General features: G+C 70.8%; 11 protein-coding genes. 10 read left to right on the top strand and 1 reads right to left on the bottom strand.

Annotated elements, in window-relative coordinates; genetic code table 11:
- Nucleotides 1–31: 31 nt before the first annotated feature.
- A complete protein-coding gene (locus ACK4S2_RS14095; protein WP_409625655.1) occupies nt 32–2350 on the bottom strand; it encodes a Tex family protein in 2319 nt (772 codons plus the stop codon).
- A 152-nt stretch (nt 2351–2502) separates the two neighbouring features.
- On the opposite strand from ACK4S2_RS14095, the gene ACK4S2_RS14090 reads away from it, so the two are divergent.
- The 10 genes from ACK4S2_RS14090 (at nt 2503) to ACK4S2_RS14045 (ending at nt 14437) form a co-directional block, all read left to right on the top strand.
- Nucleotides 2503–4230 carry a heparinase II/III family protein gene (locus tag ACK4S2_RS14090; RefSeq protein ID WP_409625652.1) on the top strand — a complete coding sequence of 576 codons (1728 nt, stop codon included), beginning with the start codon at nt 2503–2505 and terminating at the stop codon, nt 4228–4230.
- A gap of 15 nt (nt 4231–4245) precedes the next feature.
- The gene (gene purH / locus ACK4S2_RS14085; RefSeq protein WP_409625650.1) at nt 4246–5832 is read left to right on the top strand and encodes a bifunctional phosphoribosylaminoimidazolecarboxamide formyltransferase/IMP cyclohydrolase; all 1587 of its coding nucleotides are present in this window, start codon (nt 4246–4248) and stop codon (nt 5830–5832) included.
- Nucleotides 5833–5893: 61 nt separating this feature from the next.
- Entirely contained in the window at nt 5894–6382 is a 489-nt protein-coding gene (gene lspA, locus ACK4S2_RS14080) for a signal peptidase II (RefSeq protein ID WP_409625648.1), read from the top strand.
- 53 nt (nt 6383–6435) lie between these two features.
- A complete protein-coding gene (locus ACK4S2_RS14075) occupies nt 6436–6957 on the top strand; it encodes a DUF3035 domain-containing protein (protein WP_409625645.1) in 522 nt (173 codons plus the stop codon).
- A gap of 81 nt (nt 6958–7038) precedes the next feature.
- Nucleotides 7039–8364 carry a M16 family metallopeptidase gene (locus ACK4S2_RS14070; RefSeq protein WP_409625642.1) on the top strand — a complete coding sequence of 442 codons (1326 nt, stop codon included), beginning with the start codon at nt 7039–7041 and terminating at the stop codon, nt 8362–8364.
- Nucleotides 8361–9659 carry a M16 family metallopeptidase gene (locus ACK4S2_RS14065; RefSeq protein WP_409625639.1) on the top strand — a complete coding sequence of 433 codons (1299 nt, stop codon included), beginning with the start codon at nt 8361–8363 and terminating at the stop codon, nt 9657–9659. The genes ACK4S2_RS14070 and ACK4S2_RS14065 overlap by 4 nt, the downstream gene beginning before the upstream one ends.
- 136 nt (nt 9660–9795) lie before the next feature.
- A complete protein-coding gene (gene mutL / locus ACK4S2_RS14060; protein ID WP_409625636.1) occupies nt 9796–11625 on the top strand; it encodes a DNA mismatch repair endonuclease MutL in 1830 nt (609 codons plus the stop codon).
- Nucleotides 11622–12746 (top strand): DNA recombination protein RmuC, encoded by a 1125-nt coding sequence (locus tag ACK4S2_RS14055; protein WP_409625633.1) that lies wholly within the window; start codon nt 11622–11624, stop codon nt 12744–12746. Before mutL ends, ACK4S2_RS14055 begins: the two co-directional genes overlap by 4 nt.
- Nucleotides 12746–13282: a HutD family protein gene (locus ACK4S2_RS14050; RefSeq protein WP_409625630.1), complete on the top strand. Its 537-nt coding sequence runs from the start codon at nt 12746–12748 to the stop codon at nt 13280–13282. Before ACK4S2_RS14055 ends, ACK4S2_RS14050 begins: the two co-directional genes overlap by 1 nt.
- Nucleotides 13283–13312: 30 nt before the next feature.
- The gene (locus ACK4S2_RS14045) at nt 13313–14437 is read left to right on the top strand and encodes an alpha/beta hydrolase (RefSeq protein WP_409625627.1); all 1125 of its coding nucleotides are present in this window, start codon (nt 13313–13315) and stop codon (nt 14435–14437) included.
- The last annotated feature ends 205 nt before the right edge of the window (nt 14438–14642 follow it).

Genomic DNA, 14642 nt, shown 5'->3' with positions numbered 1-14642 from the left:
GGCTGGCCCCCCGCACCCCCCGCCGCCATTTTCACCGCTTGCGCATCGCATCCAGCAGCGCGGCCCCCAGCCCCCCCGGCGCAGACCCGCCCACCTTGGGCCCGGCCTGCATCGGCCCGCGGCCGCCCTTGGGGGGCACCTCGCGGCCTTTCGGCGCCTCGTCGCGGCCGCCACCCTCCTTGCGCATGGTCAGCCCGATGCGCTTGCGCGCCACGTCCACCTCGGTCACCCGCACCTTCACGACATCGCCGGCCTTCACCACCTCGTGCGGGTCTTTCACGAAGCGGTCGGCCAGCTGGCTGACATGCACCAGCCCGTCCTGGTGCACGCCGATATCCACAAAGGCGCCAAAGGCCGCCACGTTCGTCACCGTGCCTTCCAGCACCATGCCGACGCGCAGGTCGGAAATCTCCTCGACGCCTTCGGCAAAGGTCGCGGTGCGAAAGGCCGGGCGCGGGTCGCGGCCGGGCTTTTCCAGTTCGGCCAGAATGTCCTTTACCGTGGGCAGGCCGAATTTCTCGTCCACAAAGTCCCGAGGCTCCAGCTTGCGCAAGGGCGTTGGGTCGGCCATCAGCGCGCGCAGGTCGCGCCCGCAGGCCGCCACGATGCGGCGTGCCACGTCATAGGCCTCGGGGTGCACGGCGCTGGCATCCAGCGGCTCCTTGCCGCCGGGAATGCGCAGGAACCCTGCGCATTGCTCGAAGGCCTTGGGGCCGAGGCGCGCCACCTTCAGCAACTCGCGCCGGGTGGCAAAGGGGCCGTTGGCGTTGCGATGCGCGACGATGGTTTCGGCCAGCCCCGGCCCGATGCCGGCCACCCGCGCCAACAGCGGGGCCGATGCCGTGTTCAGGTCCACCCCCACGGCGTTCACCGCATCTTCCACCACCGCATCCAGTGCACGGCCCAGCTTCGACTGGTCCACATCGTGCTGATACTGGCCCACGCCGATCGACTTCGGCTCGATCTTGACCAGTTCCGCCAGCGGGTCTTGCAACCGCCGCGCAATCGACACCGCCCCGCGCAAGGACACGTCCAGGTCGGGAAACTCCGCCGCCGCCAGCGCCGAGGCGGAATAGACCGAGGCGCCGGCCTCGGACACCACAACCCTGGTCGGCTTGCGCGCCCCGGGCAGCAGCGACAGCAGGTCGGCCACCATCTTTTCCGTCTCGCGGCTGGCGGTGCCGTTGCCGATGGCGATCAGCTCGACCCCATGCTTCACGATCAGCGCGCCAAGCATGGCCTGCGCCCCCTTCAGGTCGTTCTTCGGCTGAAAGGGATAGACCGTGGCGGTTTCCAGCAACTTGCCGGTGGCATCCACCACCGCCACCTTCACCCCGGTGCGGATCCCGGGGTCGAGGCCCATCGTCGCCCGCCCGCCCGCGGGTGCCGCCAGCAGCAGATCCTTCAGGTTGCGGCCGAAAACGCGGATCGCCTCCTCCTCGGCGCGTTCGCGCAGGTCCATCATCAGGTCCACGGTCAGGCTGGGGCGCAGCTTGACCCGCCAGCACCAGCCCGCAACCGTGCCCAACCATGCGTCGCCCTTGCCGGCGCGGCCCACCTGCAGCGCGCCTTTCACCATCCCTTCGGCCCGGCCCTGCCCCGGCGCCGCCTCGGGGTCGAGGCTCAGGTCCAGGGTCAGCACGCCTTCGTTGCGCGCGCGGAACATGGCCAGCGCGCGGTGCCCGGCGCAGGTGGCAAAGGGCTCGGAATGGGCGAAGTAATCGGAAAACTTGGCCCCCTCGGCCTCCTTGCCTTCGACCACCCGCGCCTCCAGCCGCGCCTCGCGCCGCATCAGGTCGCGCAGACGGGCCTTCAGGTCGGCATTCTCGGCCACCGCTTCGGCGATGATGTCGCGCGCGCCTTCCAGCGCGGCTTTCGTATCCGGCACCGCTTCGGTGACATACCCGGCCGCCAGCACCGCCGGGTCGGCCGCCCGGTCGGCCAGAATGGCCTCGGCCAGCGGCCCCAGCCCGTTTTCCCGCGCGATCATCGCCTTGGTGCGACGCTTGGGCTTGTAGGGCAGATACAGGTCTTCCAGTTCGGCCTTGGTCTCGGCCCCGGCGATGCGCGCGGCCAGGTCGTCGGTCAGCTTGCCCTGTTCGGAAATCGAGGCCAGAATCGCCTCGCGTCGGGCATGCAGTTCGCGCAGATAGACCAGCCGTTCGGACAGCGTGCGCAACTGGGTGTCGTCCAGCCCGCCGGTCGCCTCCTTGCGATAGCGCGCGATGAAAGGCACCGTGGCCCCCCCGTCCAGCAACGCGACCGCGGCGGCAACCTGGTCGGGGCGGGCCGAAATGTCGGCCGCGATGCGCAAGGCGATCTGGCGGGCGGGATCGGGGGCTAGGGGCATGGCACATCCTTTCGTCGTCAGCCGGGCAGGCAGCTAACCGCAACCCGTGCCCTCGTGCAATCGGGAATCCGGCGCAGCGCCCGGGCGGGGTGACAGGCCGCTGCGCCGCGGCTATGGTGCGCCCGAGCAGCATCACGGCCCGACACAGCATCATGGCGGACCCCGCACCCCCCGGCCCCGAACCCGACCGCCGCCCGCGGTTGGCCGACCGCATCGCGGCGTGGCGCGCCGGGTTTGCGCGCCCGTCCTCGGGCTTCGTGGCGCAGCCCGAACCGCGCAGCATCGGCATGGTGGCGCGCGGGCGGCAGCTGGTGGCGGGCAACTACCTGATGGGCGGCGTCCTGGTCGAGGCGCCGGGCCGCACCCTGTGGCAGGCCATGCCCGAAGACCCCGGCTTTGTCGAGGCGGCGCACGGCTTTGCCTGGCTCGACGATCTGGCCGCGGCCGGCGACCATGCGGCACGCAGCACGGCCCAGACCTGGGTTTTCGACTGGATCGCCGCCTGCGGCACCGGCAAGGGGCCCGGCTGGACCCCCGACCTGACCGGGCGGCGGCTGATCCGCTGGGTCAACCATGCGCTGATGCTGCTGGCCGGGCGCGACAAGCGCGATGCCGATGCGTTTTTCGCCGCGCTGACCCGGCAGGCGCTGTATCTGTCGCGCCGCTGGCGTGCCGCCGCCCCCGGCCTGCCGCGGTTCGAGGCACTGACCGGCCTGATCTGCGCAAGCCTCGCGCTGGATGGGCTGGGCGGGCTGGTCGATCCGGCGCTGGCCGCGCTGGCCCGCGAATGCCGCACCGAGATCGACGCCGAAGGCGGCATTCCCACCCGCAACCCCGAGGAGCTGCTGGATGTGCTCAGCCTGCTGACCTGGGCCGCGCAGGCGCTGGCCGATGCCGGGCGCAAGCCCCTGCCCGACCTGACCGCAGCCATCGGGCGGGTGGCGCCCACCTTGCGCGCCTTGCGCCATGCCGATGGTGGCCTGGCCCGGTTTCATGGCGGCGGGCGCGGGCTGGAAGGGCGGCTGGACCACGCGCTGGCGCAATCGGGGGTCAAGCCGATGGCGGTGACCGGGCTTGCGATGGGCTTTGCCCGGCTGCACGCCGGCCGCACCACCGTGATCGTCGATGCCAAGGCCCCGCCCGAAGGCCGAGCCTCGGCCGCGGCCCACGCCTCGACCCTCGCGTTCGAGCTGACCTCGGGCCGCCGCCCGGTGATCGTGTCCTGCGGCTCGGGCGCGCCCTTCGGCCCCGAGTGGCGCCGCGCGGGCCGCGCCACCGCCAGTCATTCCACCCTGGCCATCGACGGCTATTCCTCCAGCCGGCTGGGCACCGGCGAACGGCTGACCGACCGCGCCCAGGCGATTCCCGCCCGGCTGACGCAAGGCGCCGACGGGCAGGCGGTGCTGATCGGGCACACCGGCTGGGCCCAGACCCACGGGCTGACGCACATGCGCGGGCTCGATCTTTCGCCCGACGGCCGGGCCTTGTCGGGGCAGGATACGCTGGGCGCCTTCACCACCGCCGAACGCAAGCGCTTCGATGCGGTGCTGTCGGCCACGCGGTTGCAGGGGGTGGCGTTCTCGATCCGCTTTCACCTGCACCCCGAGGTGGATGCCGAAATCGACATGGGCGGCACCGCGGTTTCGCTGGGGCTGCGGTCGGGCGAGATTTGGGTGTTTCGCCACGACGGCACCGCGGCCCTGTCGCTGGAACCGTCGGTCTACCTGGAAAAGGGCCGCCTCAAGCCGCGCGCGACAAAACAGATCGTCCTTTCCGCGCGTGTTCTGGACTATGCCTGCGAAGTCGGCTGGACCTTGGCGAAGGCACAGGATACGCCGCTGGCCATCCGCGATCTCGAACGGGACGAGCCTCCCGTCTGACTGAAAGGCAACCCGATGACCGATCTTGTCCCCATTGGCCGCGCGCTGATCTCGGTTTCCGACAAGGAGGGGCTCATTCCCTTTGCCCGGGCGCTGGCCGGCTACGGGGTCGAGCTGATCTCGACCGGGGGCACGGCGCTGACGCTGCGGGCGGCGGGGCTGAAGGTGCGCGATGTGGCCGAGGTCACGGGGTTCCCCGAAATGATGGACGGCCGCGTCAAGACGCTGCACCCGATGGTGCATGGCGGCCTGCTGGCCTTGCGCGACGACGACGAACACCTGGTGGCGATGGCCGCGCACGGGATCGAGCCCATCGACCTGCTGGTGGTCAACCTCTACCCGTTCGAATCGACCGTGGCCAAGGGTGCGGATTACGACACCTGCATCGAGAACATCGACATCGGCGGCCCGGCGATGATCCGCGCGGCGGCCAAGAACCACAAGTTCGTCACCGTGGTCACCGACCCCGAGGATTACGCCGCGCTGCTGGCCGAGATGAAGGCGCATGACGGCGCCGCCACGCTCGCGTTCCGCAAGCGCCAGGCCCAGATCGCCTATGCCCGCACCGCCGCCTACGATGCTGCCGTGTCGTCGTGGATGGCCGGTGCCTTGGGCGAGGCCACGCCGCGCCGGCGCGCCTTTGCCGGCACGCTGGCCCAGCCCCTGCGCTATGGCGAAAATCCGCATCAGGCCGCAGCCTTCTATACCGACGGCACGAACCGCCCCGGTGTGGCCACCGCGAAGCAGTGGCAAGGCAAGGAACTGAGCTACAACAACATCAACGACACCGACGCCGCCTTCGAGCTGGTGGCGGAACTGGGCGCGGGCCAGCCCGCCTGCGTGATCGTGAAACACGCCAACCCCTGCGGCGTGGCGACCGGGGCCACCCTGGCCGAAGCCTATGACCGTGCCTTCGACTGCGACCGGACCAGCGCCTTCGGCGGGATCATCGCGCTCAACGGGTTGCTGGACGGCCCCACCGCCGAAAGGATCGTGGAGATCTTTACCGAAGTCGTCATCGCGCCCGAGGCCGACGAGGCCGCGCGCGCGGTGTTCGCGGGCAAGAAGAACCTGCGCCTGCTGACGACCGGCGCCCTGCCCGACCCGGCGGCACGGGGGCTGGCCTTCCGCCAGGTGGCGGGCGGGTTCCTGGTGCAGGACCGCGACAACGGCCGGCTGGACCCGGCCGCCTTGCAGGTGGTGACGAAGCGCGCCCCGACCGAAGCCGAGATGGCCGACCTGCTGTTCGCCTGGAAGGTCGCCAAGCACGTGAAGTCGAACGCCATCGTTTACGTGAAGGACGGCGCAACCGTAGGCGTCGGCGCCGGCCAGATGAGCCGGGTGGACAGCACCCGCATCGCCGCACGCAAGGCGCAGGACATGGCCGAGGTGCTGGGGCTGGCGCAGCCCCTGACCCGCGGGTCGGTCGTGGCGTCGGATGCCTTCTTTCCCTTTGCCGATGGCCTGCTGACGGCGGCCGAGGCCGGGGCCACCGCCATCATCCAGCCGGGCGGGTCGATGCGCGATGCCGAGGTGATCGCCGCGGCCGATGCGGCGGGGCTGGCGATGGTGTTTACCGGGATGCGGCATTTCCGGCACTGAGCGCGCGGGGGCGCTGCCCCCGCACCCCCGGGATATTTGGACAAGGTGAAAGGCAGGCGCGGTGAGACTGGCAGGAGCGGTGGCCCTGGGGATATTCGGGCTGGATCAGGCGACGAAATACCTGGTCGTGCATGTGCTGGATCTGGCGCGGGTGCTGGCCATCGATGTCTGGCCGCCGTTTCTGAACCTGCGCATGGCGTGGAACCATGGCATCAACTTCGGCCTGTTCGCCGGCGAAGGCGACCTGACGCGCTGGGCGCTGATCGTGCTGGCGCTGGCGATTTCGGGCTGGGTCTGGGTCTGGTCGCGGCGCGAGGCACAGCGGCCCGTGGCGCAGGTTGCCGCCGGGCTGCTGGTGGGGGGCGCCCTGGGCAATGTGGTGGACCGGGTGGTTTACGGCGCGGTGGCGGATTTTCTGAACATGTCGTGTTGCGGTCTTGCCAACCCCTATTCCTTCAACGTGGCCGACATCAGCATCTTTGCCGGTGCCTTCGGGCTGGTGCTGTTTTCGGGCGGCGGCAGCGCGCCGAAGCGGCGAAAGACCCCGTGACGGGCGCCGCGCCTTGGGGTAAGACGGGCCAGGGTTGGCGCAAGGAGGCAGGCATGGCAGCAGGGAAAGGTGCAGCGCTGGGTGCGCTGGGGCTGGTGCTGGTGCTGTCGGCCTGCGGGTCGCGCGACGAGCCGCAGCGCCTGATGAACCTGCGTTCGCCGCATGACGGGCCGGACGAGTTTGCCATCCTGCCGACCAAGCCGTTGCAGATGCCCAAGGATTTCAAGGAGCTCCCGCCGCCCGAACCGGGCGCGCGCAACCTGGTGGACCCCGCGCCGCTGGACGATGCCGTGATTGCCCTGGGCGGGCGGCCGGGGGCGGGCGGCACCGATGCGGCGCTGGTGGCGGCCGCCGGGCGCGGCGGCGTGGCCGGCAACATCCGCGAGCAGCTTGCGGCCGAGGACGAGGCGTTCCGCAGCCGCAACAGCCCGCGGCTTCTGGAGCGGCTTTTCGGCACCTCGACCTATCACCGGGTCTATGGCAACAGCGCCCTGCGCGCGGACCCCGAACTGGAACGCTGGCGCCGGGCCAATGCGCGCACGCCTTCGGCCACCCCGCCTTACGACCGCAAGTAACCCGTTCACTTTCCTGTCGGTCGGCTTGACCCTGCCCGGCGAGAGCGTAGGTTCCGGCCACGTCTGCTGGCGGAGGGCCCGATGCGTTTGCTTGTATTGCTGCTGATGTCGCTTTGGCCGATGCTGGCTTTGGCGGACGACCGGGTCAGCCATTTCACCCTGGGCAACGGCATGCAGGTGGTGGTGATCGAGGATCATCGCGCCCCGGTCGTGGTGCACATGGTCTGGTATCGCGTCGGCGCCGCCGACGAGGCGCCGGGGGAATCGGGGCTGGCGCATTTTCTGGAACACCTGATGTTCAAGGGCACCAAGACGATGGCGCCCGGCGAGTTTTCGCAGCGCGTGGCAGCGCAGGGCGGCAGCGACAATGCCTTTACCAGCTGGGATTACACCGCCTATTTCCAGCGCGTCGCCGCCGACCGGCTGGAGATGGTGATGGCGATGGAGGCGGACCGCATGGTCAACCTCACGCTGGCGCAATCCGATGTCGATACCGAACGCGGGGTGGTGCTGGAGGAACGCGCCACCCGCACCGACAGCGACCCGAACGGCCTGTTCACCGAACAGCGGCTGGCGGCGCTGTATCTCAACCATCCCTACGGTCGCCCGATCATCGGCTGGCGCCACGAGATCGAGCAGTTGAACCGCGAGGCGGCGTTGCGGTTCTACCGGGCGCATTACGCGCCGGACAACGCGATTCTGGTGGTGGCAGGCGACACCACCGCCGCCGAGGTGCAGGAACTGGCCGAACGGCACTATGGCGTGTTGCCGGCCAGCGGGCGCATCGCGGGGCGCGAGCGCCCGGCCGAACCGCCGCAGATCGCCGAGCGGCGCGTGATCTTCGAGGATGCCCGCGTCGGGCAACCTTATGTGATCCGCAGCTACCTGGCGCCCTCGCGCCAGTCGGGCGCGCAGGGGCAGGCGGCGGCGCTGGTGGTGCTGGCGCAGCTGCTGGGCGGGTCGGGGCCGAATTCGGTGCTGGCGCGGGCCTTGCAGTTCGACAAGCAGGTCGCGGTGCAGACTAGCGCCTTTTACGACGCGACCGGCTACGATCACTCGTCCTTATCGGTGGTCGCGGTGCCGGCGCCCGGCGTGACGCTGGCCGAGGCCGAGGCAGCGATGGATGCCGCGCTGGCGGCGTTTCTGGCCGAGGGTGTGAACGCCGAGGATTTCGCGCGGATCAAGGCCCGCCTGAGGGCGCAGGAGATCTATGCGCTGGACAGCACGATGGGCGTGGCGCGCCGCTATGGAGAGGCGCTGACCAGCGGGCTGACGGTGGGCGACGTGGTGGCCTGGCCGCAGGTGTTGCAAGACGTGACCCCCGAGCAGGTGATGGAGGCCGCCCGCACCGTGCTGGACCGGCGGCAATCGGTGACGGGTTGGCTGCGCAAGGAGGCCGGGCAATGATCGCGCGTCTGGTGGGGTTGCTGGGGCTGGCGGCGCTGCCGGCCTGGGCGGAGGTGCCGGTGCAGGTCGTGACCTCGCCGGGCGGGGTGACGGCCTGGCTGGTCGAGGAGCCGGCGATTCCCTTCGTGGCGCTGGAAATCCGCTTTCGCGGCGGCGCCACGCTGGACGCCCCCGGCAAGGAAGGCAGCGTGGTACTGATGGCGGGGCTGCTGGAGGAAGGCACGGGCGAGCTGGACGCGCAGGGTTTTGCCGCGGCGCGCGACGGGCTGGCGGCGAGCTATCGCTTTGCGGCGGGGCGCGAGACGGTTTCGGTCTCGGCCCGGTTCCTGTCGGAAAACCGGGATCAGGCGGTGGACCTGCTGCGCCGGGCGCTGGTGGAGCCGGCATTCGCCCCCGATGCGCTGGAACGGGTGCGCGGGCAGGTGCTGGCGGGCTTGCAGCAGGATGCGAAAGATCCCGAAGCGATTGCGGCCCGGGTGTTCGACCGGCTGGCCTTCGGCGACCACGTCTATGCCCGGCCGAGCGACGGCACCCCCGAAAGCGTGGCGGGGCTGACGGTGGAGGACATGCGGGCGGCGCATCGGGCGGCGCTGGCGCGGGACCGGGTTTACGTGGCGGCGGTGGGCGACATTTCGGCGGCCGACCTTGCACCGATGCTGGACCGGCTGCTGGGCGGGTTGCCGGCCGAGGGTGCTGCGCTGCCCGGGCCGGCGACGGTGGGGTTGAACGGGCAGGTTGAGATCGAGCCCTTTCCCGGCCCGCAGTCGGTGATCCTGTTCGGCCACGAGGGGATCGACCGCAGCGATCCCGATTTCTTTGCCGCCTTCGTCGCCTCGGAAATCCTGGGCGGCGGGCGGTTCGGGACGCGGCTGATGACCGAGGTGCGGGAAAAGCGCGGCCTGACCTATGGCATCGGGGCCGGGCTGGCGCAGCTGGACCATGCCGCGCTGGTGTCGGGGCAGGTCCAGACCGCCAACGCGACGGTGGCGCAGACGATCGAGGTGATCCGGACGGAATGGGCGCGCATCGCCGACATCGGGGCCGAGGAACTGGAGGCGGTGAAGACCTACATGACCGGAGCCTACCCGCTGCGCTGGGACGGCAACGCCGCCATCGCCCGGCAGCTGGTCGGGCTGATGCTGGACGGCTACCCGCCCGACTACCCCGAAAAGCGCAACGGTTATATCGAGGCGGTGACGCTGGAGGATGCCCGGCGCGCGGCGGCGCGGGTGTTCGACCCGGCCCGGCTGAGCTTTGTCGTCGTCGGCGCGCCCGAGGGGCTGGAGCCGCGGTAAACCGCCTGTCCCTTGAAGGGACAGGGGGCCACCCCAGGGATTCCAATGGGTTGGCGGCGCGTTTTAACGAATCGTCAAGGTTTGCCCCCGGGATTGGCTGTAGCGCGGCGCTCGGGGGCCTGCTATATCTGGGGGCATGAACAGCCAAACCCCCAAGATGCGCCCGGTCATCCGGCAACTGGACGAAGCCGCCATCAACCGCATCGCCGCCGGCGAAGTGGTGGAGCGCCCGGCCTCGGCGGTGAAGGAGCTGGTGGAAAACGCGCTGGATGCCGGGGCGCGCCGGGTGGAGGTGGCCTATGCGCAAGGCGGCAAGGCGCTGATCCGGGTGGCGGACGACGGCTGCGGCATGACGGCCGAGGATCTGCCGCTGGCGCTGAGCCGGCATGCCACCTCGAAGATCGACGGCAGCGACCTGCTGGATATCCACACCTTCGGCTTTCGCGGCGAGGCGCTGCCGAGCCTGGGCGCGGTGGGGCGGCTGAGCATCACCAGCCGCGCCGCCGGGGCCGAGGCCGCGCAGCTGCGCGTCGCCGGCGGGCGGATGGAGCCGGTGCGCCCTGCCGCGCTGAGCCGCGGCACGGTGGTGGAATTGCGCGACCTGTTCTTTGCCACCCCGGCGCGGCTGAAGTTCCTGCGCAGCGACCGGGCCGAGGCCATGGCGATCGGCGATGTGGTGCGGCGGCTGGCCATGGCAGCACCCGGCGTGGCCTTCACCTTGCGCGATGTGACCGAAGGCGGCGAAGGCCGGCTGGTGTTTCGCGCCGATGCCGAAACCGGCGATCTGTTCGGCGCCTTGCGCGGGCGGCTGGCGCGGGTGATCGGGGCGGATTTCACCGACAATGCCTTGCCCATCGACGCGACGCGCGACGGGCTGCGGCTGTCGGGCTATGCCGCGCTGCCGACCTGGTCGCGCGGGGCGGCGGTGACGCAGTTCCTGTTCGTGAACGGGCGGCCGGTGCTGGACCGGATGCTGTTCGGCGCCTTGCGTGCCGCCTATGCCGATGTGCTGAGCCGCGACCGCCACCCCGGCGCGGTGCTGTTTCTGGACTGCGACCCGCATCTGGTGGATGTGAACGTGCACCCGGCGAAATCCGAGGTGCGGTTCCGCGACCCGGGCGCAGCGCGCGGGCTGATCGTTTCGGCCTTGCGCCATGCGCTGGCCGAGGCGGGGCATCGCGCCTCGACCACGCTGGGGGCTGCCGCGCTGGAGGCGATGCGGGCCGCGCCGGCGGCGCCGGCGGCGGCGCCCCGGGTCTATCAGATGGACCGGCCGGGCGGCGCGACGCTGGCGCGGGCGGCCGCGTTTCAGGCGCCGATGGGCTTTGCCGATGGGCCGGCGGGCCGTGTCGAGCCGGTTTCGGACGAAAGCGCCGAGGCGATCCGCCGGCCGCTGGGTGCCGCACGCGCGCAGGTGCACGAAACCTACATCATCGCCCAGACCGAAACCGGCATGGTCATCGTCGATGCCCATGCCGCGCATGAACGGCTGGTCTACGAGCGGTTGAAGCGGCAGGCCGAGGCCGGCGGCGTGGCGGCGCAGGCGCTGCTGATTCCCGACATCGTGGAACTGGGCGCCGACGAGGCCGCGCGGCTGCTGGAGGCGGCGCCGGAACTGGCACGGCTGGGCCTGGGGCTGGAGCCCTTTGGCGGCGGGGCGGTGGCGGTGCGGGAAACCCCGGCGATCCTGGGGCAGGTGAACGCGGCGGCGCTGGTGCGCGACCTGGCCGACGAGCTGGCCGCGCAGGGCAGCATCGCCGGGTTGCAGGCCCGGATCGAGGCGATCCTGAGCCGGATGGCCTGTCACGGGTCGGTGCGCAGCGGCCGGCAGATGCGCGCCGACGAAATGAACGCGCTGTTGCGCGAGATGGAGGCAACGCCCCTGTCGGGCCAGTGCAACCACGGCCGGCCGACCTGGGTGGAGCTGCGGCTGGCCGATATCGAACGGCTGTTCGGGCGCGCATGATGGCGGTTGCCGAATGGGTGCCGGACGACTGGCGCGTGCTGGCGGCAGCGGCGGGCCTGGGGCTGGGGCTGGTGATGCTGCTGACGCTGCGGGCGGCGGCGCGGGCGGCACGGGCGGCCGAGCCGTTGCGCAACGATCTGGGCTGGCTGGCGAACCGGGTGCAGGCGCTGGGCGAAGGGCAGGAGCGCCTGTCGGGGGGCCTTGCGCATGTGTCGGATGCGCAGGCCCGGGCGCAGGCCGCGATGTTGCAGCTGATCGAGGCGCGTCTGGCCGAGGTGCAGGCGCGGATGGGCGAAAGCCTGCAAGGCGCCGCCACGCGGACGGCGCGGTCGCTGGGCGAATTGCAGCAGCGGCTGGAAACCATCGACCGGGCGCAGGCGCGGATGGAAAAGCTTTCGGGCGAGGTGCTGGGGTTGCAGGACATCCTGTCCAACAAGCAGACCCGCGGGGCCTTTGGCGAGATCCAGCTGCACGACATCGTGCGCAAGGCGTTGCCGCCGGGGAGTTTCACCATGCAGGCCGCGCTGGGCAACGGGCGGCGGGCGGATTGCCTGATCCATCTGCCGCAGCCGCCGGGGCCGATCGTGGTGGATGCGAAGTTCCCGCTGGAAGGCTATGAGGCGCTGCGGGCGGCGCGCACCCCCGCCGCCGCGCAGGAGGCCGGGCGGGCGTTTCGGGCGGCCGTGCGCGCGCATCTGCGGGCGATCGCCGAGCGCTATATCGTGGAAGGCGAGACCGCCGACGGGGCGCTGATGTTTCTGCCTTCGGAAGCGGTCTATGCCGAGTTGCACGCCAATTTCGCCGATGTGGTGCGCGAGGGCTTTGCGCTGAAGGTCTGGGTCGTGTCGCCGACCACCTGCATGGCGGTGCTGAACACCATGCGCGCCGTGCTGAAGGATGCGCGGATGCGCGAGCAGGCCGGGGCGATCCGCAAGGAGCTGGCCCTGCTGCATGCCGATGTGGAGCGATTGGGCGCCCGGGTGGAGGCACTGGACCGCCACTTCGGCCTCGCCGCGAAGGATGTGGAGGAGATCCGCATTTCGGCGGAAAAGGCCGGGCGGCGGGCGCGGCGGCTGGATGCGTTCGATTTCGAGGATTTGCAGGCGGAGGCGGCGAAGTGATGCAGGTGCTGGACCCCGAAGGCTATGTGCAGATGCCCTGGGCCAACGGGCGCGGCGTGACGACCGAGGTGATGCGGGTGGACGATGCCGGCGGGCTCTTGTGGCGGCTGTCGCTGGCGCAGGTGGTGGAGGATGGGCCCTTTTCGCGCTTTGCCGGCGTGGATCGGTCGTTGACGGTGATCGGGGGGCCGGGCTTCGGTCTGGCAGGGCCGGAGGGGCGGTTGCGCGCCGATCCGCTGGTGCCGGTGGGGTTTGCCGGGGATGTGCCGGTGTCGGCCTGCGATGTGGCGGGGCCGGCGGTGGACTGCAACGTGATGTGGCGGCGCGGCGCGATGTTGGCGCGGGTGCGCGTCGGGACCGGGGCGATGACGGCCGAAGGCGATGTCGTGGCGGTGCTGGCACTGCGGGCGCAAGGCATCCGGGCCGGCGGCGCCCCGTTTCACGTGAAGCATTGGGGCTGCCTGATCGGGGCGGGGCGGGTGGAGCTGACAGCGGCGGGGCAGGTTCTGGTCGCCGAGTTGCAGGCGGCGGCTTGACGGGCAAGCGGGGGTATGGTGCGAGGGCGCATGACGACGAACAGATGGACATTTCTGCTGCTGGCGGTGGCTCTGACGGCCTGCGCCCCGCGCACGGTCATCCGCTTTGCCGAAGCGCCGCCCGAAGCCGTGGTGGTCGAGCGCGTCTTCGTCGGCACCACGCGCACCGACGACCCGGACGGCACGCTGAACATCGGCAAGCGCAGCTTCGAGACGCGTTACCTGCGGCAGGACATCTCGTTGCCGATCGACCGCCAGGCCGGAAGCCTGCCGATGCCGCCGCGCCGAGGCGAGGTCGATCCGCGGCGCCAGATCGCCACGCTGGCCGAGCGCCGGTTCGACAGCGATGCCGATTTCCGCGCCGAGCTGGCCGAAGCGATGCGGGGCACCCGCCGCGGCATGCGCGAGGCCGTGGTTTTCGTCCACGGCTTCAACAACACCTTTGCCGAAGGGCTTTACCGCTTTGCCCAGCTGAACCGCGACCTCGACCTGCCCGGGGTGCCGGTGCATTACAGCTGGCCGTCCAAAGCGAATGCGCTGGGCTATGCCTACGACCGCGATTCCGCACTGTTTTCCCGCGATGGCCTGGAAAAGTTGCTGCATCAGGTGGCCCTGGCCGGGGCCGACCGGATCCTGCTGGTGGCGCATTCGATGGGCGGGCATCTGACGATGGAGGCCTTGCGGCAAATGGCCATCCGCAAGGATGACAAGGTGATGCGTCGCATCGGCGGCGTGCTGCTGATTTCGCCCGATATCGATGTGGACGTGTTCCGCGCCCAGGCGCAGGCCATCGGCCGGCTGCCGCAGCCCTTTGTCGTCTTCACCTCGGCCCGCGACCGCGCGCTTGCGCTGTCGGCCACCATCGCCCGCGAACAGGCGCGGCTGGGCAACCTGCGGGATGTCCGCGCACTCGCCGGGCTGGACGTGACCTTGCTGGAAGTCGGCGCCTTTGCCAGCGGCGACGGGCATTTCACCGCCGGCAACTCGCCTGCGCTGATCAAGCTGCTGAACCGGATCGGCGACATCGACGAGGCGCTGGGCCAGGATGCCACCTCGCGCGTGGGGCTGCTGCCGGGCGCCGTGCTGACGGTGCAAGGCGCCACGCAAATCATCCTGTCGCCGGTTGCCGCCATCGGCCAGGGGCTGGCGCAGTAGCCCGCATCAGCAGGCGACGCGGCCCGGACCGCTCTTGCCGGCCCTCCGCTTGCGCTTCGGGCGTTCGCCGCTTCGCCCGCTCCACCGGAGCGGCCGATCCGGGCCTGCGGCCCGGACCGCTCTTGCCGGCCCTCCGCTTGCGCTTCGGGCGTTCGCCGCTTCGCCCGCTCCACCGGAGCGGCCGATCCGGGCCTGCGGCCCGGAC

The sequence above is a fragment of the Gemmobacter sp. genome (assembly GCF_046292685.1).
GTDB lineage: Bacteria > Pseudomonadota > Alphaproteobacteria > Rhodobacterales > Rhodobacteraceae > Wagnerdoeblera.
The sequence above is the reverse complement of the archived record's forward strand: the minus strand, read 5'-3'. Positions and strand labels throughout refer to the sequence as shown.

Coding starts and splice junctions, on each gene's coding strand:
- ACK4S2_RS14070 (WP_409625642.1), top strand. CDS start 7,039: ATGCGTTTGCTTGTATTGCTGCTGATGTCGCTTTGGCCGATGCTGGCT.
- ACK4S2_RS14055 (WP_409625633.1), top strand. CDS start 11,622: ATGATGGCGGTTGCCGAATGGGTGCCGGACGACTGGCGCGTGCTGGCG.
- ACK4S2_RS14065 (WP_409625639.1), top strand. CDS start 8,361: ATGATCGCGCGTCTGGTGGGGTTGCTGGGGCTGGCGGCGCTGCCGGCC.
- mutL (WP_409625636.1), top strand. CDS start 9,796: ATGAACAGCCAAACCCCCAAGATGCGCCCGGTCATCCGGCAACTGGAC.
- ACK4S2_RS14095 (WP_409625655.1), bottom strand. CDS start 2,350: ATGCCCCTAGCCCCCGATCCCGCCCGCCAGATCGCCTTGCGCATCGCG.
- ACK4S2_RS14045 (WP_409625627.1), top strand. CDS start 13,313: ATGACGACGAACAGATGGACATTTCTGCTGCTGGCGGTGGCTCTGACG.
- ACK4S2_RS14090 (WP_409625652.1), top strand. CDS start 2,503: ATGGCGGACCCCGCACCCCCCGGCCCCGAACCCGACCGCCGCCCGCGG.
- ACK4S2_RS14050 (WP_409625630.1), top strand. CDS start 12,746: ATGCAGGTGCTGGACCCCGAAGGCTATGTGCAGATGCCCTGGGCCAAC.
- ACK4S2_RS14075 (WP_409625645.1), top strand. CDS start 6,436: ATGGCAGCAGGGAAAGGTGCAGCGCTGGGTGCGCTGGGGCTGGTGCTG.
- purH (WP_409625650.1), top strand. CDS start 4,246: ATGACCGATCTTGTCCCCATTGGCCGCGCGCTGATCTCGGTTTCCGAC.